At 54.0% G+C, this 20,133-nt stretch carries 19 protein-coding genes; 10 read left to right on the forward strand and 9 right to left on the reverse strand.

The genetic code is table 11. The features are described 5' to 3' along the window. Positions 1 to 48: 48 nt before the first annotated feature. The 9 genes from FHR27_RS08340 to FHR27_RS08380 all read left to right on the forward strand — a co-directional run bounded on the left by FHR27_RS08340 (position 49) and on the right by FHR27_RS08380 (position 9,309). Positions 49 to 318: a hypothetical protein gene (locus FHR27_RS08340; protein WP_179538295.1), complete on the forward strand. Its 270-nt coding sequence runs from the start codon at positions 49 to 51 to the stop codon at positions 316 to 318. Next, positions 315 to 662, forward strand: coding sequence for a LasR-specific antiactivator QslA (locus tag FHR27_RS08345; RefSeq protein WP_179538296.1), 348 nt, complete (start codon positions 315 to 317; stop codon positions 660 to 662). Before FHR27_RS08340 ends, FHR27_RS08345 begins: the two co-directional genes overlap by 4 nt. Positions 663 to 1,717: 1,055 nt before the next feature. Continuing rightward, positions 1,718 to 3,076 (forward strand): hypothetical protein, encoded by a 1,359-nt coding sequence (locus FHR27_RS08350; RefSeq protein WP_179538297.1) that lies wholly within the window; start codon positions 1,718 to 1,720, stop codon positions 3,074 to 3,076. Then, on the forward strand, positions 3,073 to 3,768 hold the full coding sequence (locus FHR27_RS08355; RefSeq protein WP_179538298.1) for a lasso peptide biosynthesis B2 protein: 696 nt from the start codon (positions 3,073 to 3,075) through the stop codon (positions 3,766 to 3,768). The genes FHR27_RS08350 and FHR27_RS08355 overlap by 4 nt, the downstream gene beginning before the upstream one ends. 131 nt (positions 3,769 to 3,899) lie before the next feature. Continuing rightward, positions 3,900 to 5,474 carry an ATP-binding cassette domain-containing protein gene (locus FHR27_RS08360; protein WP_179538299.1) on the forward strand — a complete coding sequence of 525 codons (1,575 nt, stop codon included), beginning with the start codon at positions 3,900 to 3,902 and terminating at the stop codon, positions 5,472 to 5,474. A gap of 316 nt (positions 5,475 to 5,790) precedes the next feature. Beyond that, the gene (radC, locus tag FHR27_RS08365) at positions 5,791 to 6,294 is read left to right on the forward strand and encodes a RadC family protein (RefSeq protein WP_179538300.1); all 504 of its coding nucleotides are present in this window, start codon (positions 5,791 to 5,793) and stop codon (positions 6,292 to 6,294) included. A 356-nt stretch (positions 6,295 to 6,650) separates the two neighbouring features. After that, a complete protein-coding gene (locus tag FHR27_RS08370; protein WP_179538301.1) occupies positions 6,651 to 7,241 on the forward strand; it encodes a hypothetical protein in 591 nt (196 codons plus the stop codon). Further along, positions 7,238 to 7,831: a hypothetical protein gene (locus FHR27_RS08375; RefSeq protein ID WP_179538302.1), complete on the forward strand. Its 594-nt coding sequence runs from the start codon at positions 7,238 to 7,240 to the stop codon at positions 7,829 to 7,831. Before FHR27_RS08370 ends, FHR27_RS08375 begins: the two co-directional genes overlap by 4 nt. 506 nt (positions 7,832 to 8,337) lie before the next feature. After that, a complete protein-coding gene (locus FHR27_RS08380) occupies positions 8,338 to 9,309 on the forward strand; it encodes a GlxA family transcriptional regulator (protein ID WP_179538303.1) in 972 nt (323 codons plus the stop codon). On the opposite strand, the gene FHR27_RS08385 is transcribed toward FHR27_RS08380, so the two are convergent. Next, positions 9,306 to 10,280 carry a dienelactone hydrolase family protein gene (locus FHR27_RS08385; protein ID WP_179538304.1) on the reverse strand — a complete coding sequence of 325 codons (975 nt, stop codon included), beginning with the start codon at positions 10,278 to 10,280 and terminating at the stop codon, positions 9,306 to 9,308. The genes FHR27_RS08380 and FHR27_RS08385 overlap by 4 nt on opposite strands. Before the next feature lie 126 nt (positions 10,281 to 10,406). Between FHR27_RS08385 and FHR27_RS08390 the strand changes: the two genes are divergently transcribed. After that, entirely contained in the window at positions 10,407 to 10,553 is a 147-nt protein-coding gene (locus tag FHR27_RS08390) for a hypothetical protein (RefSeq protein WP_179538305.1), read from the forward strand. Between the two features lie 52 nt (positions 10,554 to 10,605). On the opposite strand, the gene FHR27_RS08395 is transcribed toward FHR27_RS08390, so the two are convergent. From FHR27_RS08395 to FHR27_RS08430, 8 genes are all read right to left on the reverse strand, one after another. Next, a complete protein-coding gene (locus tag FHR27_RS08395; RefSeq protein ID WP_179538306.1) occupies positions 10,606 to 11,883 on the reverse strand; it encodes an aminotransferase class I/II-fold pyridoxal phosphate-dependent enzyme in 1,278 nt (425 codons plus the stop codon). 23 nt (positions 11,884 to 11,906) lie between these two features. Next, positions 11,907 to 13,136: an MFS transporter gene (locus tag FHR27_RS08400; protein ID WP_179538307.1), complete on the reverse strand. Its 1,230-nt coding sequence runs from the start codon at positions 13,134 to 13,136 to the stop codon at positions 11,907 to 11,909. A 40-nt stretch (positions 13,137 to 13,176) separates the two neighbouring features. After that, the gene (locus tag FHR27_RS08405; protein ID WP_179538308.1) at positions 13,177 to 13,875 is read right to left on the reverse strand and encodes a TenA family transcriptional regulator; all 699 of its coding nucleotides are present in this window, start codon (positions 13,873 to 13,875) and stop codon (positions 13,177 to 13,179) included. A 95-nt stretch (positions 13,876 to 13,970) separates the two neighbouring features. Then, entirely contained in the window at positions 13,971 to 14,459 is a 489-nt protein-coding gene (locus tag FHR27_RS08410) for a GNAT family N-acetyltransferase (protein WP_257026858.1), read from the reverse strand. 546 nt (positions 14,460 to 15,005) lie between these two features. Further along, positions 15,006 to 16,196, reverse strand: coding sequence for a mannonate dehydratase (uxuA, locus tag FHR27_RS08415; RefSeq protein ID WP_179538310.1), 1,191 nt, complete (start codon positions 16,194 to 16,196; stop codon positions 15,006 to 15,008). A 12-nt stretch (positions 16,197 to 16,208) separates the two neighbouring features. Beyond that, on the reverse strand, positions 16,209 to 17,684 hold the full coding sequence (locus FHR27_RS08420) for a mannitol dehydrogenase family protein (protein ID WP_179538311.1): 1,476 nt from the start codon (positions 17,682 to 17,684) through the stop codon (positions 16,209 to 16,211). A 27-nt stretch (positions 17,685 to 17,711) separates the two neighbouring features. Then, positions 17,712 to 19,004: an MFS transporter gene (locus FHR27_RS08425; RefSeq protein ID WP_179538312.1), complete on the reverse strand. Its 1,293-nt coding sequence runs from the start codon at positions 19,002 to 19,004 to the stop codon at positions 17,712 to 17,714. A gap of 69 nt (positions 19,005 to 19,073) precedes the next feature. Continuing rightward, on the reverse strand, positions 19,074 to 20,105 hold the full coding sequence (locus FHR27_RS08430) for a Zn-dependent oxidoreductase (RefSeq protein ID WP_179538313.1): 1,032 nt from the start codon (positions 20,103 to 20,105) through the stop codon (positions 19,074 to 19,076). Positions 20,106 to 20,133 lie beyond the last annotated feature (28 nt).

Genomic DNA, 20,133 nt, shown 5'->3' on the forward strand with positions numbered 1-20,133 from the left:
GCCTTGGGCTTTCGGTCTTGCTGTTCGCCTCTGATCAGGAGGTGCGCCATGGCTGAGCTCGAACCCTGTGTAATACCCTTTCCGCTGCGGCCCAGTCCGCTGCATGAATCTGAACGCTCTTCCCTACCGTCTGAAGCCGCCGCCGAGATGCGAGCAGTGATGCTCGGCAATCTGCTGGATCAGTTGGCTGAGCCCGAAGGGCTGCAGCCGGAGAATCTGCGTGTGCGCATCACGGCCTACTCTGCTCTGGATCTGCTGGACGAGATGGTCGTTCTGTATCGCCGCGCGCTTTCTGAGGCGCGAGGAGGTGCGGGATGAGTAAGGTCTTCACCACATGTCTGCCGCCTCACGATGGTCACCTTGGCATGGAGATTCAGTGGGCCGCTGACTGCAGTGATGCGTTCTACCAGGGCGTAAAGCTGGCCCAGACTTGGCTCGACTGTTCCCGTAGCGGCTGGCTCTGGGCAGCGATGATCGCAGAGCGTGATCTGCTGCCACGAGCCATTGAAAGGCGCGCTTTTGAGGTGGGCTTCCTGAGTCGCATCCATCAGCGCCTGCGGTCGAACCAAGACAGCACTCAGCCGGAGATCCGATGTACGTCTGGTGACTACATAGTTCAGAGGAAGGCAGAGCCTGTGCTCGAGGCGTGCTGTCACGGCTGACCCTCAGTCGATGTCAGATGGCTGTTCGATCGGTCTGTTCTCACGCCGGAAAGGCAGGTTCTGGACTAGCGGAGTGTGTGGCATGGGCACCGGACATGCCCGCGCTTCGTTAGCTCAGCGCTGGACGTTTGCTGGCAACGACCTGCCAGCCCGCCGTGGGCTGCGGCAAGTCGAGCGCTCGCCTGCCGCGTTCGCGATTTTGTGGATGCATGCCGTGGGGCATGCCTGCTGCTCGCCAATACGCCTTGTGCGTTTTGGCTGGGTAAAGCCTGCGCGCTGCGCTTGCTGGTGGCGCCTGTGAGATCGGTGGAATAACGGTCTTGCTGTTTCCTCTGACCCTATCACGGCGTTCTCGCCGTCAAGGGCTGCTCGCGCTTCGCGCGCTTGCGGCAGGGCCGGCTGTCGCCCCCTGACTGCTGCGCTGCACCGTGCTTGTGCCGGTTCCGGGCAATTCCGCCCGAGCAACTGGAGAACGATCATATCGCAGCTTACTCTCGCCTTTGACTCCTCCCTGCTAGTTCGCGACGAGCAAGGTCACTAGGCGCCAGCCACTGCCGTACTGATCCTGGCCGCGCCGCGTAAGGTTATAGATCAAAAGGCGTGGCACGGTGAGGTATCTATTTTGATAGAACAAATGAACGTAGGTTAGAAGCTACACCAAGCTCGACGCTCGCAAGACATGCATTAGGCCAAATCTAAGACCAACCTCTGACATGCTTTGTTACATTCAATAGTTGAATGCTATCGATTCTCATCTAGATTTAGATTGTCGCATTGACGCGACACACAACTTACTGAGGATATTTTTCATGAAACAAGTATCTACCGAGGTGAAGAAAGTAGACGCGACTAACGGTTCCAAGCTTCTAATTCTATCAGCTTCGAAGGTTACGAATGGATCTGGAGGTGGCTCGATTATTGAGGGGTCTTGGGTAGTATGGCGCTCTCCAGGCTGCGGCGTTCCCCTTCCCTGCTGGGGCTAGCAAGTTTGGTGACGCACTCAAACGTGCGTCACCCTTCTGATCCATGACGACTCAAGTTTCTAAGGACGGAAAATGACGACAGTTAAAAGTTGTCTAAATGAGCCGATGCTTTATTGCAAAAATGATAATTTTTGGTTTGAAGCAGAAGATAAATATTTAGGCTCCCCTGCAGACATGTCGCTGTCAAGGCTATTATCTGCAATTTTTCTTGGCCCAAAATTCCAGAATTTGTCTTTTGACAAAAACATGTTATTGAGACCAACTGGGACTGTTGTGAGCCCACTTACATCTGAATTTCACGATCAAAGCATAAAGTTTCAAGACGCGTGGTTAACCCCCCCAACTAATGATGATGATCCGGCAGACCTACTATTCAAAAACATAGAGGCGAGCATTCAAAACTCCGATATCGCTACGCGGTACGTGGTTCGTTTTAGCGGGGGGTTAGATTCGATGGGCATTTTGCTCTCATTACTGTCGATGGTCGCCCCAAGTAAAATATTGGCCGTTACATATAGATCTTTGAACAGCTCTTGCAACGAAGATATTGAAAACGCATCACTAATGTGTCGTGAGCTAAAGATACCTCACATGATATTGGACCTACTCCCGACGCATATATTTCGAGAGATAGAAATTAATGCGTTACCGATTTTAAGCTCTCGCTATGCTTCTATCTCGTTCTACGAATACGAGCGGAGAAGAATTGAAAATGTGACGGGCGGAAATCACATCGTTTTCGATGGTCATGGCGGGGACCATGTTTTCGGTGAGCGCATACCAGTAAGGGTCATATCACAACTACTTAAAGAATTACGGCCTTTAGAGGCAATTCGAACTGCGAAAAACATGGCTCGAATGGAAGGCCTCAACTTATTTACCACAATGAATCGAAAACGCCTAGAACAGAATGCATTCGATGCATCGGTTAAGAGATACCTCCTTGAACCATCTTTGCTTCCCAAAATAGAGATTCCATGCAGCCTCTATCAAGAAAGAATAGATCACTTGGAGGAAGCGGTAGCTCAAGTTGCAGTTTCGTCGGTTGTAGATCGCTATACAAACGTCCACTTCCCTTTCGTTGGAAAGTCGATGATCAGATATGGCGCAAACCTATGCATTGAACGGTCGTTCGATAGCCAAGTTCGTAGAAAGCAGTATCGGGATGCGATTGAAAAAAAATGGAGTTACCCGATAAAAAGGATCCAAAAAGGTCATGTGACAGGAGCGTACCAAGTTGCGCTTCGAGAAAGAAAGCTTCAGATCAAGTCTCTTATAGAGCAGGGCTATCTAGCAAGACGGAAAATACTAAATACCTCAGCACTGTTGACTGATGTTGAGGCTAGTTCTAGAGGGGTCGGTGGCCTTAATAGCTTTGTAATGAGGATCATAACGGCTGAGTTATTGCTGAAAAAGCTAGGTCAATCATGAACACATTACGCTTTGCACGTTACGTCCATCACTCACACTTGAACGGGGAAGTCACGATCCTTGATGAAATCAATGATCGATACATACTTCTTGATCAAGACCAGACAACGGCGCTTAGCGTCTCAATGACTAGCGGAATAACTGACTCATTCGTGCGGCAGTTAGTATTGGAAAAAATACTCCAGCTCGCGGAGGGTGAGTGCCTTAAGCCAAACTCAACTAAAGAGGGCGGCGCGGGTTTGCTAGACTGGAGTTCTGGCACTTACGAAAACTCGATTACTCGTCATTCCCTCAAAACATTGTTCAAAGCAGCCCTAGCACTCTGCTCCTCAGTATACTTATTAAAAAGAAAAGGATTTCATGGGTGTTTACAGGCTTGCCGGAATTACAAAGTCTATCCACAGTCAAAAGAGATCGACAGGCAGTGCCAGATGGATCATGCAAACAGGATTTTAGCCGCAATTAAGTTTGTAGCTCCTGCTCTACCTTTTAGATGTAAATGCATGGAGGCATCGATTGCGCTGTACTTACTTCTACGGCGAGAAGGTTTACAACCGGAATTGAATATTGGGTATCAGCGTTATGATTTCCTCTCACATGCATGGGTGGAAATCCAAGGCGTTGCTGTAGACACCGGCGACGCCTCGGTTTCAAACATGACTAAAATCTTATCCCTAGGGGGAGATAAATGACCTCGTATTTGGCATCAGCGGTTAAAACTTATGCCTCAGCATATCGAGCTGTTCGAAAGTCCTACCCGAAATTTACTCGATCATTTCTTATGGTGTCTATATTATTTTTTATAACATCTGGGATAGCGGGGGTGCTGCCATACCTTTTAAAATTAACTGCAGAGGCGTTCTCGAGCAACAGCGGTGCCCTGCAAACATTTTGGATCGCTGCCTTATCGTATGCATTCTGCTGGACGTTTGTTGAAGTTCTCAGGAACGTCAAGGGAATATTTACAGCAGGGATTCTCGCCCGAGCAGCCACTGCTTTGATGGACCAAGTGCTGTCAAAGAAACTGGCTACTTCATTTTATAAGCAGCGCGAGCTTAATCATGTAATTATTACAGAAAACATCAATCGTGGCTCGCTAGCATTTAGTGATCTCACGGTCTCAGTATTTTGGACATTGCTCCCAGTTTTTCTTGAGCTTATTCTTGCGCTGTATTTTCTTCAGCAAAGCCTAGGAACCATATACGCGCTGATTTTTTTCTGCTTCGTAATCATGCTCATAATATTATCATTTGCTATATCTGTTCGTAGCCGAAATGTTCATACCGAGGTCATGCATGTCCAAAACAAAGTTTCAGAGTATATGCTTTCTCGACTCAGCACACTTTTAGACATCAGACTAAACTCTGCGCATTCTCGGGAGCAAAATTATCGAAACTCGCTGTTCGATGAGTATGTCAAAACTATCGCCTCAACCAATCGCCGGATAGGCTTGCTTCTTACATTTCAGGTAATGCTAGTCGGCTTCCTGCTGGGCATAGCAGTTTTAGCCCTAACTTTTTACAAGGGTGCCAGCGGACTTAGCTCCGGTGATTTCATACTAGTTGCCGGATACATTGGCATGCTTACGCTTCAGCTCAGACTCATAGCAGGGTCGCTCATTGATATACAGCGCAACATCGTTTTCCTCAAGCTGGTAGTTGAATACTCGGACCTTCAGGTCGTTGGCTTTGAAGATCTTCATCCCCCCATCGCACCCTCCCATGTGTTCGAAGCTGTAGATTTAACCTGCACTCGCGGAGGTCGAAATCTCTTTTCAGAGCTGAGCTTTAAAGTTCAGGAAGGAGAAAGCCTAGCGATTACCGCCCCTTCTGGAGCAGGAAAAACCACACTATTGAATATACTGCTTGGACTAGAGGCACCTGAAAAAGGACATATATTTTTTTCTGGCTCAGAAGTAACCCCAGACAATAGCGATGCTATAGCGCGACGAGTTGCCGTAGTACCACAGAGGCCCGCTCTTATTCCAGGAAGCGTTGAGGATAATTTGCGATACGGCCTTGAATCTGACTTGAGCGACGAAATCTTAATTGAAACACTGCAGGCTCTCGAAGTTGTGACAACTGACTTGGAGTCTGCACGCAAGCTTTTGAAAAGAGATATCCGCAATGGCGGCGCTGGACTTAGCGGAGGCGAAATACAGCGCATCTGCATTGCACGCGCATTACTGCGCAATAAAGATATTATCGTGCTAGACGAACCCACGGCTGCCTTAGGGGAGGAGCTGTCGCTTAAAATCATCAAACTCATCAAGCAGCGGTGTGAAACAGTTATTATAACTACCCATAGTTCATTAATACGGGAAGCCGCTGATCGCTATGTTTCCCTGTCATGCAGTACCGGCATGAAGGGTAAAACTAGCGGTCTCGCCAGACTCTAAAGATCATCGAGAGTTTGCTCTATAAGGGCTTGCACGAACCTACGGCTGTGCACTGCATCAGCTGTTGTGAACCGTCGATGGCGACTACAACCGCGCTTCGTTTATTGCTGCGCGCTGCGCTTGCTGGTGGCGCCTGTGAGATCGGTGGAATAACGGTCTTGCTGTTTCCTCTGACCCTATCACGGCGTTCTCGCCGTCAAGGGCTGCTCGCGCTTCGCGCGCTTGCGGCTGGGCCGGCTGTCGCCCCCTGACTGCTGCGCTGCACCGTGCTTGTGCCGGTTCCGGGCAATTCCGCCCGAGCAACTGGAGAACGATCATGTCGCAGCTTACTTTCGCCTTTGACTCCCTGCTGGTTCGCGACGAGCAGGGTCGCTACGCGCCAGCCACTGCCGAGCAGATCCTGGCAGCAGCTCGCAAGGTGATCGATCAGAAAATTCAACGAGGTGAGGCCTTCACTTCGCCAGAGCTGGTCAAGGAGTACCTGATCACCAAGCTGGCAGGTTTCGAACACGAGGTATTTGCGGCACTGTTCTTGGATGCCAAGCACCGGCTGATCCAGTACGTCGAGATGTTCCGGGGCACCATCGATAGCGCTTCGGTCTATCCGCGGGAAGTGGTCAAGGAGGCACTGCGATTGAATGCTGCTGCAGTGATTTACGCGCACAACCACCCCAGCGGTAACCCAGAGCCGAGTCAGGCAGATCGGACGCTCACACAGCGGCTGAAAGAGGCGCTAGCACTGGTCGAAGTTCGATCACTGGATCACATCATCGTGGCAGGCCAACGTACAGTGTCGTTCGCTGAAGAGGGCTTACTGTGAACCTAAGGGGGCTTAGCCCCCTTTTTGCTGCGCCGCGTGGAACTTGGTATTTCTCTGCATCAGCATGCTTCCCTTTCACGGGCTGCTGATGGTCTGCGTTTCCACTGTTGAGAGCACGAGCGGAGACGCACCGCGCACCGCAGCAGGAGCAAAGCCTGACCGAAAGCACCCTGCTCCGAACTGATTGCGCGTTTTGCAGACAAAGGTATCTGCCGCGAGCGGTGTGATGAAATTTATACCGCTGTACTCGATTGGATCTGCTCGCCTCGATGGGTTGCCCACTCAAAGCCCCGAGCAGGTCAGGTCGACCCACTTAGGCGTCCTCGCTAACCGACGCCCCGATCAAAGGACTGATTATGTTCCGTTACATTGCCATCGCATCGGCTGCTCTGCTTCTCACCGCCTGCAATATCCAACATAAAACTCCTGAAGCTCGGCAGCAGATCCAGCACGATCTCAAGCTGGCAAACATAACCGACACGGCTCAAACGAGCTTCTGTTGGTTACAGATTGGGGGACAGGCTAATTGCAAGTACACCTCCGCGATCAGCGTCCTGACTTCTGATAGCCTGATTCTCGTGGACTATGAGAGCGGTGCCTACGTGCAAAAGGACATCATCAAAACCGAGGATGTCAGATGCATCAGTGATCACGACGGGCAGAACTTCTATATCTTCAAAGATCAGTTGGCCGTGTCCGTGATCCCCTACACCGAAGTGCACAGATCGCTGCCAGTGAACAATCCCGAGTACCGGGCCAAGGCTCTCAAAATGCTGTTGAGCAACGGCCAGCCCTACCTGACCGGTGATGCTGCCACCTTCACCCGGGAGACCGGCAGGAAGGATTACAGCGTTCATAACATCTCCGCTCCGAGCGGTCCGATTCCCATCGTGGTAGGCACGGAAGTGCGAGAAGTATTTAGTCCATGCTCTGAGGGCAAGCCATGATGCGAGCATTGATATCGCTGATGGTTGGCACACTCGTGACTGCTTGCGCCAGCGTGCGTCACGATACGCCGGAGGCACAGGAAAAGATCAGGCAAGACTTGAAGCTGACGACCATCGTGGACTCCTCCCGCATGAACTGGTGTATCCACTCCTACGGTAGCGTCCCTGGTTGCCAGCCTGAAAAAGGAGTTGGCGTCGTGACCCCTGACGGCTTGGTCATGGCTCACTTGGTCGAGGGAAGATACGTCGAAGCACGCACCCTCAAGTCTGACGATGTGGTCTGTTCGACCGTCCCGGGAGGCGGAGCTGCGGACGGCATTTTCTTCGCTTTCACCAAGAACGAAGCGTTAATGCTGGGTCCACTGCAGGCCGACCGAGACGAAATTAATACTGGTTTCAAAGCGCGGCTTTTCGATTACCTACACAGTAACGGTCAACAAAGCTTCGATGGCCCTGACGTGAATTTCCAGCGCCCAACCGGTGAAACGGTCGAGAAGACGACTGTAATTCAGGCGGGTTATGCCACTCGAGTCATCAAGGAAGAAGTCGATGTGCTCGAGATTTACAGTCCTTGCTCAACGCCTAGGTGATCATCGGCTGTGCGAATTATGCTGCGCTTTATGGGGCGGCAGCGAGCTACGTCTGGAAGTCGAGTCAGGCTGAAATAACGGTCTAGCGATCATCGAACGAGGGGCTTGAGCGCCTGGATGCACGCTCACCAGATCGCATCAGCTTGGTCGTCTACGCACGGTTTCGTTCGCTGAGGAGGAATTGATCTAAACGCAGGTCTTTCTAATGAGCTAGTGGGTAGTCCATCATCGTTACCCGCAAGCTCAGTACCCAATTCTGCCCATGACGATAGCTTAGGAGCTGAGCACTCAAACGTCGGGTCAGATGGGCCTCAATTGGATTGGCACATTAAACTCCTTCCACAGTCGTCTTGGTGGGTTGAAGGCCAGTGGCCTAGGCAACAGCTCTCCCGTGCAAGGTGGCGTCAGACATGAGCAAAGCACACAAGAGCACTGCAGCAGCGCTGCAACTAACCATCCTGACCGCACCAACAAATCTTTTGGCTGCCCATCCTCAGAGTAAGTGAATGCATACAATCTGGTTTCTCCTCCTTCCAGGAACGCACATCCTAGACCTTGGAGGCCCACTCCAGACGATGACTAGCATTGCCGAGCTCGAGCTAGCCCCCATCGAGGTGCGTTGTATTTCACTTGAGAAAGAGGTTACGAGCTTCCAGGGGCTCACCTTGAGCGGGCTGGAAACGCTACCTCAGCAGTTAGAGCCCGACGACGTGTTGTTTGTAGTGGGGAACAAACTCTCTCTATCTCCTGCTGAAAACCTCATCTTCGCGAAGACGGCAAAATGGTTATCGAAGATTACGGAAATATCGGACGGTGCTCTGATCTGCTCCATCTGTACCGGTGCGTTTTTGCTAGGTGAGGCGGGCTTGCTCGATGATCGCCAGTGCACCACTCACCACCGCTATGTTTCTCTTCTGCAAGAACGCTATCCGAAGGCGAACGTTCTTGATAATCGCCTGTTTATTGAGGACGGCCGTATATTCTCGTCTGCTGGTGTTTCGAGCGGTACTGACTTGGCATTACACCTGGTCACCCGCTTATTTGGCCAAGATACCGCCAACCGGATAGCTCGAGAGCTGGTTATCTATCGTAGGCGCGCAGGTGAAGACTCTCAGCTAAAAACAGTAGATCTGACAAGAAATCATCTACACCCAATAGTGCATGCCATCCAAGACTATATTGACGCTAACCTGAGTTCGGACTTCAAGTTCGAGTCACTCGCAAGCCAATTCAACATCAGCTATCGCCATGTAGCGCGTTTGTTTAGAGAGAACACCGGCCACACGCTGCACGCTTACCAGCGCCTACAGCGCATGGAACATGCCCGCAACCTCCTCTGTACCACCAACCTTAATGTCGAGCAGATCGCTGAGCATTGTGGCTACAGCAGCAGCCATGCATTCCGTTTGGCGTGGCGACAGGAGATGCAGGATACGCCGTCACAGTTTCGTAATGCCGCCGGCATGACGTCCAGCTAGAACACCAATGGATCCCGGCGTTGAGTTGTAGACATGAATTGACTATGAGCGACACTGGTATCTTTTTGCTCGAAAGCGTCAGTGAAGAAATCTCTAACAGCCTGACGTGATGTCTCTCGCGCTATCGCATGTGGGGCCGAGGTTCCTACGCCGCCCTTACCTCTATGTAAAAAGGGATCTTCATACTGCTGAGCAGCTTCAAAGCCATTGAAGCCATGCTGGGCCCCCTCGTAGACATGAATATCAATTTTGATTCGCTCCGAATGCGGTAGTGCCGAAATAAGCGATGGGCAGGCCGCAGGATCGTCGTCGTATTGATCGTCCCCGCCGGTGAGCACGATTAATCGCACTGGGGCTAACATCTTGAATTCGTATCCGGGTACTCGATTGTACCCCCAGCACACGGGATAAAACGCTGCCAACGCGGTGACACGAACCCCAGTCTTCTTGACCAGTTCCGCGCTGACAGTAGCGGTTGATGCAAGCATGGCCTGTACCCCTCCCCAAGAAAACCCCACTACCCCAATGCGAGCCGGATCAATGCCTGGGTATTTCGCTAGATAACTCAACGCGCCAGCCAAGTCAGGGAGTGTGTCGTGGACTCTGGTAGGCCTTCCACTTGCACCGCCCTCGATCCCACGCGCGCCCCACATGTCGAGCTCCAAGGTTGCTATCCCAAGCTGATTGAGATCACGACTGTGCAGCTCCCCTCTGGAGTCCATACCCGCCGAGCCATGAAGAATGATGACTGCCGGTACTGAGTTGTTACGCCGAGCGGGGATGGAAAGCACCGCAGGAATACTAAGGTCGCCCTGGGCATCGAATAAGGGTAGTGGCTGAGAATTAAAACTTACCAAACGCTTGCTCACAGGCGCCAGACTTTCATCCTCAGCCGACCAGGACGGCAGTGGTCCATATGCGAACATCAAAACGCCGGCCAAGATGCCCCTCAAAACCAATACCTTTGCCATTACCTACTCCCTAGACTTATACGAGTAAAACAATCATGACCTTTGGACTAAGCCACCAACAAACCGATTCGTTATTTGGAGCCGCGCTGACAAGAAACTTCTTACCCGCAAAAAGAAGAAAAATATATGTCGTACATGCTCCACGCAATGCTGGAAAACGGTGAAAAGATCCCAAGCCATAGTAAAAAAAAAACAGAAAATACAATGGCTACTGCAAAAGGTAGGGAAAACAAAACATCTTTTCTATACACTGCAACCAACGCAAGCATCTGAACTACAACAGCAGATGCTCCGACACCTGCACTAAAAACTATAACCTCATGCATCACTGGCAGCTCTCGGCATGAGTGTGATTTTCTGAGTTCGAAGGGTATTGACGCTCAATCACATCAAACGCTTGGCGTAAGTCTTTTTTAAGATCCTTAAGGCTCTCCAGCCCGACGGACATCCGAATCATGCCATCGGAGATACCCGCCATCTGTCTTTCAATCTCACTCAAGCGGCAATGGGTAGTGGTGGCCGGATGGGTCACCATACTTCTCGTATCTCCAATGTTGGTACAACGCGCAACCAACAACAGAGCATCGATCCATCGCCATGCCGCCTCTTGCCCGCCCTTAACCTCAAAACATATTAGCCCCCCATGACCCTGCTGCTGGCGACTGGCAAGCGCAAACTGAGGATGATCGGTCAGGCCAGTGTAGTGAACTGAGCGCACACACCCTTGGCGCGAGACCCAGTTTGAAAGCTCGATCGCGCTGTCCTGCACGCGGAGCATTCTCACTTCAAGCGTTTCAAGTCCTTTGAGTATTAACCAAGCGTTGAAGGGACTACACGAAATTCCGAGGGTTCTGAGAACACCCCGTAGTTCTCTGGTCATGACTGTCGAGCCGGTCACTATGCCAGCCAAAACTCTGCCTTGACCATCCATGTATTTACCGGCCGAATGGATCACCAAATCAGCCCCGAACGTATGGGGCTGTTGAAAAACAGGGGTCAGCATTGTGTTATCGACTACAAGTAACGCCCCCTTGGCGTGGGCAAATCGGCTGATAGCCTGAATATCACCGATTTTGAGAGTGGGATTTGAGGGTGACTCCATAACGACTAGACGGGTATTGCCATCTATGGCGGCATCCCACTGGCTCAGATCAGTTAAATCGACAAACCGCGACTCGATGCCAAAACGCCCCATGTAATTGCGAAAAGCGTTTACAGTCGTTCCAAACACGTCACGACTGCAGACAATGTTATTGCCCTGTTGCAGAAACGCGTGGCATAGGCCCGCAAATGCGCCCATACCGGAGGCAAATGCAACGGCGTCTTCTGCTGACTCCATCGCGGCCACACGACGTTCCAAGGCTGTGACCGTCGGGTTGGTGAACCGTGAATACACGTTCCCTTCTTTCTGACCACTAAAGCGCTCCCATGCATCCTGAGCTGATGTGAAGGTGTAGGCAGACGTCATTGCCAGCGGCTCGCAAAACACGTCTGATACGTCAATCTCGCGTCCTCGATGCAAGGCAGCTGTACTATCGAAACCAGCCAAGTCGACCATGTCCTCATCCATCGATCCCCTACTCCTTTCCCACCACGTGCTCATATAAATTTCCAAAGCATGGTCGCTCAGTCAACTTTGGCTGCGGCTGCCCCGCAGTCATTCTCTCCCTGCCTGACTGATATCAGCGTCAAGGAAAGAATGGCTGCCGCCACAGTCGACAGAACCAAGGCCATAATCGTGAATTCATAAGTCTGGCTTCTGTCGTACTCCATCGCACCCAACTGCGTGGCAGCCAGCGCACCCAGTTGATGCACAAGAAACAACATCCCAAAAACCTTACCTTTTTCTTCACTGCCATAAATGGAGAAGCAAAAGGCGGATGTGAGCACCACAGTGCCGAGATAACTGGCACCAAAAAGTGCAGCAAATACGTACGTAGTTAGAGGTCCTGGATCCGTTAGCAATACCGCCACTGCCCCGGCTCGTAACAAGTAGAAGCCCGCGAGGAGCATGCCCTTGTTGTAGCGCGTGGCCAGCCATCCAGCCAGCAGACCACTCACCAACTCCAAGATGCCAAGAAGGCTCAGGCCACTGGCTTGAATTGAAACGGGTAACTCAGCCTCCTGCCAGTACGGAACCAAGTGAACATCAATGAATGCCATCGTCGCGCCACAACTGGCAAAGCTCAGCGCGAGTACAAAGAAACGGGGGTCGCGAAGGAGGAAACTCAGCGATCGCTTGGCCTGCGCAATCTTTGGCTCAGGCAACAGCGGAACAACACGGGAAACGAGAAACAATGAAAGGCTCAAAGGAATCAGGTATATCAGGCCGACCGAAAAGAACACCTCCTGCCATTCCACAGATTGCTCAAGAAATATCCACAGCGGTGAGAGAACAATGAAGCCAATTGCAGTGCCATTGGTGACGAAAGCAAATGCAAATGCCTTTGAATTTTCAGCAACCAGACGATCGACAAGAATGCCCATAGGCACGTATGTCATCGCAGCGAGCGCGAAAGCACCAAGCAAGCCGTAAAGCAGCGTGAACAGCATCAGGTCGCTACCGATGAAGGTTGCCCCCGCCAGCACGACGCCACCACATAGGCTTCCAATCGTCACCGTTCGCAATGGACCTACACTGTCACTCAACCAACCAACCACTGGTGATACCAAGCCAATGGTCAAGACGAAGATTGATCCTGCAGTTGCCAAAGCTGCTCGACTGCCTCCAAAGTGAACAGCCAAGTCCACAAAGTACACTTGGTATAATCCCTTCAGTGCACTGGCGAAAAACATCACCAGAAACCCGACTGTCAGTACCGAACCAATTACCACTGGGCTGAACTGTCGATTCATGCGCTATTCCCTCTATCAACAAAAACCACAACAAGCTGAGTTAGCAGTAGGAGCGGTACATATCTTCATACATTGCATAAAACAGCCTGCATGTATGATCCACCGCTTCCAACGCCTCGCGCTGCATGTCTTCTGTTGTGCAAAGCTCAGAAACCAAGTCCAACCCTTCGTTTACATGACCCACATCCTCTTTCTGATGTACAGAAAAAAACAGCAGATCATTTTCCGTCAAACCGTATGCACGGCCTAACAGAACATGGCGTGCATCCCCTGCCACCGTCTCAAGATTTTGGCCCTCGCTGGCAATCATTACTGCGGCGGCACCAATGTGGTACTTGGCGGGATTTTTTACCGCATTTAGCCGGTATTCGATGAGTTCCTTCGTTGCAGGCAGCGGTTTTTCCAACTCCCTTTCAGAATCACTGATTCCAAGCGCCCGTAGAAAATTCTGCATTAACACAACGTGATTATCGGTTCGAGACAAACGTCCCGTTTCTTCTTCGAAGCAATTGGTTATTAATGCCCGCTTGTGGGAAGGCAGGGGACAATAGAAAAAAAGATTTTCAACATAACTCAGGAAATACTTTGTCAACTGGTAACCTTGAAGCGCCACCTTCCGAAGCAACTCAATATTTCCTTCAGGCGACAACAGTTCTCGAAATATCGGGTGAGAAAGCGTCAGATGGTGATGTAACTTTTGCTCCAGCGCATCCCTGAAATCTTTCGTATCCATAGCCATAAAGAACTCTCTGCAAAACGTCCGCGCAGCCGCACTCAAAAGCGCTTCATTGCGATTTGATTAGAATAAATAATTAATGCATCTTTTGGTCAGACTCAGTTCGCTAACCGTAGTCTTTTTGCCAGATTTTCAACCGATTGCGACATGTAATGTCCTCGATACTTCACACCGTTTACTCGTGCATAATCATCAAGCACGCCAAACGATCTAAATCCTAGCGTCTCCCAAAGAAGATGAGCTCGCGTCCCTTCTCGAACATCAAGCGTAAGCAATTCGATATCGTGTGCTTCAGAAAAATCGACAATTTCCCGAAATACCTTTGCAACCAACCCCATACCGCGGTGACTAGGGTGCACAACCCCCTTGCTCAAATTTGCGATGTGGCGGCAGTTCGGCATTCGGCTTTGCATGATTACCGCAAAGCAGGCCGGGCCGACGGGGCTGCTGCCCAAAATGGCGTAAGAATCGCCTTTCTGTATTTCATCCTGAAGAGATAGGCTGAATTCGGCACACTGATCGGGCGTCATCGGCTTGTCGTAACCAAGTGTGCCGCCATCCTTAGTTGTACTGTTGATCAGTTCCATAACTTGCAATGCAATAGTGCTGTCAATCTTCTTAAGCCAAGTCAGGCTTACTACGGTTTCTTCTCTCAACTTAGCCTCACCAACTCGTCCCATCCTAAGCCTGCACATGCAGCACGTGCCTTGATTAGACTGCTTTCGTCATCAAGGTCGAAAGGTAGGAACATGCCAAGAAGCGTAAGAATAGTGCCTTTGATAAGATGAATAAGACCATCGAGGTGTTGAACGTGTAAGCGTACCCGGCTCAGTGCTACCGCGACTCAGTCATCCCAGAAAAAGTCGACGTGCTTGAAATTCACAGCCCCTGCTCAATTCCCAAATGATCATCGGCTGTTGTGAATGAGGCTGAGCTTGATTTGGCCGCAGCGGACGATGGCTGGGGGCTTGGACAGACGTAAAGAATGCTTTAAAGCAGTAGCTGAAAGAGGCTCTTGCAGCCGCTTGCTGCATCACAACACCATGGCAGGCCAACGAACGGTGTCTTTTGCCGAGCAGGGCTTGCTCTGAACCGCAGGGGGCTTCGGCCCCCTTTTTTTGCTTCGCTGTAGGTCAGGTGTGCGCCGCGCCTTTCAGTTGCTGCCTGACGGCGAGTTCCACGCCGCGCAGTTCTGCCAGACCCTTGAGGCGACCGATGAGCGAATAGCCGGGGTTGCTCTTGCGGTGCTGGTCGTCGAGTAGCTGATGACCATGGTCGGGACGCAGCGGCAGGCGCGGGCCACCGTCCCGTTCACGGCGACGCTCTTCCTCGACCAGGGCCGTGATGACCCCGACCATGTCGACGTCGCCGTCCAGATGATGGGCCTCGTGAAAGCTGCGCGGGTCGGCCTCACGGCGAGTGGAGCGCAGGTGGGTGAAGTAGATGGAGGGGGCGAACTGCCTGGCCATGGCCACCAGATCGTTGTCCTCACGCACGCCATAAGAGCCGGTGCAGAAGGTCAGGCCATTGGCCGGACTCGGCGCGGCGTCCAGCAACCACTGCGCATCGGCTGCGGTGGACAGGATGCGCGGCAGCCCCAGCAAGGCGCGGGGCGGATCGTCCGGGTGGATCGCCATACGCACACCCACCTCCTCTGCAACCGGTATAACGGCGCGCAGGAAATACGCGAGGTGCTCGCGCAACCGGCTCTCGTCGATATTGGCGTAGGTGCGCAGCAAGGCGCGGAAATCATCGAGGCTGTAGTGCTCCTCTGCACCAGGCAGGCCGACGATCAGCGTGTTGACCAGAGTTTCGGTGCGCGCTGGCGTCAGTTGCTCGAAGTAGGTCTTGGCCTGGTCAATGTCCTCGCCGCTGTACTCGGCCTCGGCGCTCGGACGTTGGAGGATGAACAGGTCGAAGGCGGCAAACGCGGTCTGGTCGAAGCGCAGAGCCCACCCACCGTCGGCCAGCTCCCAGGCCAGGTCGGTGCGGGTCCAGTCGAGCACCGGCATGAAGTTGTAGCAGACGATATCGATGCCACAGCTGGCCAGGTTGCGCACGCTTTGCTGGTAGTTGGCAATGTACTCGTCGCGCCGACCGCAGCCGCGTTTGATGTCCTCATGCACCGGAATACTTTCCACCACCGACCAGCTCAGGCCGGCGGCTTCGATCATCTGCTTGCGCTCGGCTATGGCCTCGACCGGCCAGACAGCGCCGTTGGGGATGTCATGCAAGGCGGTGACGATACCGGTTGCACCGGTCTGGCGTACGTCCGCCAGCGAGATGGGATCCTTGGGGCCAAACCAGCGCCATGTATGTTCCATGATGATCTCCTCTTATTGTGGGGTAGCTACGGCAAAGGCGCGCAATACGGGGCCCATGCCATCACGCAACAGGGCGCTGTAAGCCGTTTGTACCGACTGGCGAAACTCGGTTCTGCCGGACAAGGCGGAGGGAAACACTTCTTGCAGGTCAAGAAAGGCATCTACCAGGGCTGGCCCTTTGAAGCATTCGGCAAGCGCGGCAAAGGTGTCACGCAGCGGATCGTCGATCACCGGCGCAGCAGCGCCAGGCAACGGCCGCGAGCAGTAATGAATCCAGGCAGCGATGCCTAACGCGGTACAGCTCAGGTCGCGGCCGTCGTCGAGCAATTGCTGCGCACCAAGCAGCCAGCGCTGCGGCAGTTTCTGCGAGCCGTCCATGGCGATCTGGCGCAGGCGGTGTTGCAGGCTGTCATTGGCAAAGCGTGCAGTCAGGGCGCGGGCATACACGGTCAGGTCAATGCCTTCCGGCATGTCCAGCGTCGGCGCCGCTTCCTGGGTCATGTAACGCGCGATGAAGCCCGCCATGTCCGCATCGGTGATCGCATCGAACACGGTCTCGTGTCCGGCCAGCAAGCCGACGTAAGCCAGCAGCGAATGGCTACCGTTGAGCATGCGCAGCTTCATGGTTTCGAACGGGCGAACGTCGTCCACCATCTGCACGCCCTCCACTTCCCAGTCCGGACGCCCAAGGGGGAACTGATCCTCGATCACCCACTGGCTGAACTGCTCGCAAACCACTGCAGCCGGGTCTGTACAGTCCAGGTGCTGGGCCAGCCGGGAGAAGGATGCGTCATCCATGGCTGGGACAATGCGATCGACCATGGAGCTGGGGAACGCGACGTGATCGCTGATCCATTGCGTCAACCCGGTGGCCTGCCCTTCCTCCTGTAACGCGGCCAGGGCGCTCACTGCCTGGCGGGTGCGCTGACCGTTATCGGGCATGTTGTCACAGCACAGGACAGTGAAGGCCGGGATGCCGGCGGCGTGGCGGCGGCGTAAGGCTTCCAGGACGATACCTGGCGCCGAACGCGGTGCCCGGGGATGGGCGATATCATGGGCGATCACCGGATCGTCCACGCGCAGCTGCCCCGTAGTGGGGCTCAGGCAGTAGCCCTTCTCGGTGACGGTCAGGGTGACAATTCGGGTTTGCGGCGCAGCCATGCGCTGCAGCAGAACCTCCAGGTCATGGCCACCCTCGCCCACGTAAAGCGCCTGGCGTAACACGCTAACTTCGCGCAGCGTGACATGCTCGCTGTCGCGGTATTCGGCTACATGATAGCGGCCGCCCTGCTCGCTCAACTGGTCAACCAGGTGGCGATTGGAGCGCAGGTTCGCGCTGCACAGCCCCCAAGAACTTTCGCCGACACGTTCGAGGTGGCGTTGCAGGTAGACCGCCTGGTGGGCGCGGTGAAACGCCCCCAGGCCAAGGTGCACGATACCGATCTCGGGAGCGGAACCGATAAAGGGCACATGGTTAATGGCAGGCATCGACAGGTTCCTTGTGTGGGTGGCCGCTCATGGCCGACTCAAGGCCGAATTCGGGTTGGTGCTGGGTACTGCAGCCTTGCCGCTATCAGCTGCCGAAAGCGGTTTGACGTAGCGTGCCACGCACACCGCACCGATCACAGTCAGCAACCCGGCGAGCAGGAACGCCGTGGTGAACGAGCCGGTGAACTGCACCAGAAAGCCGGTCAGGGTCGGGCCGATGATGCCCGAGGTGTTGGCCAGAAAATGCATGAAGCCGCTGACCCCGCCGACCCGCGCCGCAGGCACGGTGTCCTGGATGATCGCCCAGTAGATCGCCCCGGTCAGGTACAGGAAGAACACTGCACAGGCGACGAGGATCACCGCCGGATACAGCGTCTTGACCAGACCGGCAAAGGCGATGCAAACGGCGCAGAGCAACAGGCAGGTCACCAGCACCACTTTGCGCGAGAACATAACCCGCCCGGTTTTCTTGAACACGAAGTCGGAGATGAATCCGCCTAGGGCTAGGCCCAGGAACCCGAGCAACCAGGGGATGACCGTGGCGATGCTCATGTCCTTGACGTTCAGGCCGTGGGCCATGGTCAGGTAGCTGGGGAACCAGGTGAGGAAAAAGAACAGCGTGTAGTTGTAGGAGAAGAACGCCAGGGCGGTGAACAGCACGGTCGGTTGCTTGAGGTAGTAGCGCAGCGGATGGACTGGCAGCGAGGAGACTTCGCTTTTTTCCTCGGCGCGGCGGATTTCCTCGGCGACCTTGCCGTCAGGCTTGTCCTTGACGAACTTGAACCAGACAACCGCCCACACGAGCCCCATCAGCATGATGATGATGAACGACACCTTCCAGCCGTAGCTGACGGCGATAAAACCCACCACCGGCCCGGAGATGGCGCCGCCCAGCGGGGTGCCGGACATCGAGGTGCCCAGCGCTCGCGCACGTTGCTTGGGTGTGTACCAGTTATTGACCATTTTGCTGGTGGTGACACTCAACGGCCCCTCACCCATACCGAACAGGATGCGGATGATCACCAGCGAGACCAAGCCGACGGTGAGCACCGTCAGCCCGCTGAACAGCGACCACAACACCATCGCCAGCAACAGCGTGGTCTTGGCTCCATATCGGTCGGCGGCCCAGCCACCGATGAAATTGAACGCCGCATAGCCGACGAAGAAACTGCTGAAAATGATGCCCATTTCACCCGTGGTCAGACCGAAGTCCTCCTGGATGAACGGGGCCGCCACGGACAATGCTGAGCGATCCAGGTAGTTGATGACGCCTGCCAGGAACAGCATGATGATGATTAACGTGCGACCTTGACCAAACATTGGAACCTCCCGCTTTTTGTGTTTATTCGGTGAGGGGTGCCCCGAGGGGGCACGAATCTCTGCACAGCGTTATGAGTGGGCCCTGCCCACCTCGACGAGCACCTTGCGGGTCTGTTCGGGGTGGTTTTCGATTAGCCCGATGGCAGCCGGCATGTCGTCGAAGCTCACCTGATGGCTGATCAGTTCCTGTACCTGCAGCTTGCCGCTGGCGATCAGCTCGATGACTTTCGGGAATTTGCGGTTGTTTAGGCGCGAGCCGACCAGCGTCAGCTCTTTCTTGATCATTTCCAGCTGCACCAGGTCGCTGGGTTCGGCGTTGAACCCCAGCAGGCCGATACGCCCAGCCGGTGCCGCCAAACGCACCATCTGTGGCATCAGCGCCGGAATGCAGGCCGCATCTACGATCAGCGGCACGCCCTCACCCTGGGTCACTTCGCGCATGTGCGCCTCGACATCGACCGCCTTGCCGTTGAGGACACGACTGGCGCCCAGCGACTTGGCCGTTTCCAGGCGCGTGTCGATGACGTCGGTCACTGTGATGTCGGTAAGCCCCAGGGCCCGGGCCATCTGCACCAGGGTCAGGCCGATCACGCCAGCGCCGTAGATCAGCAAGCTGTCGCCCGGATGGGGCTGCATCCGATCCAGCACGTTGAGAGCGATGGTGTAAGGCTCCACGAGCGCGGCGTGGCTGAGCGGCAGCGTGTCTGGCAGGCGATGGGCATTCTCGGCCGGCACGCAGACGTGCTCACTGAACCCGCCGTCGCGGTGTACGCCAATCACCTGAAGGTGCGTGCACACGTTCGGCCGGTCGATGCGGCATGGGTAGCAGGTGCCGCAGCTGATGACCGGGTCTATGCACACGCGGTCGCCCGCCTTGAGGTGCTCGACTCCCGGGCCTACTTCACGCACCACGCCGGAGAACTCATGGCCGGTGATGCGTGGAAAACGCACAAAGGCGTTCTGCCCGTGGATGATGTGCATGTCCGAGCCACAGATCCCGGCGTAGGCCACATCGATCTTGACCTCACCCGGCGCTACCTGCGGCACTTCGACATGGGCCAGCGCGAACTCAAAGGGTGCATTTACCTGAAAAGCTTTCATGGACAACTCCTGACAGGGCGGACGCCGC

The organism is Pseudomonas flavescens, from assembly GCF_013408425.1.
Taxonomy (GTDB): Bacteria; Pseudomonadota; Gammaproteobacteria; order Pseudomonadales; family Pseudomonadaceae; genus Aquipseudomonas; species Aquipseudomonas fulva_A.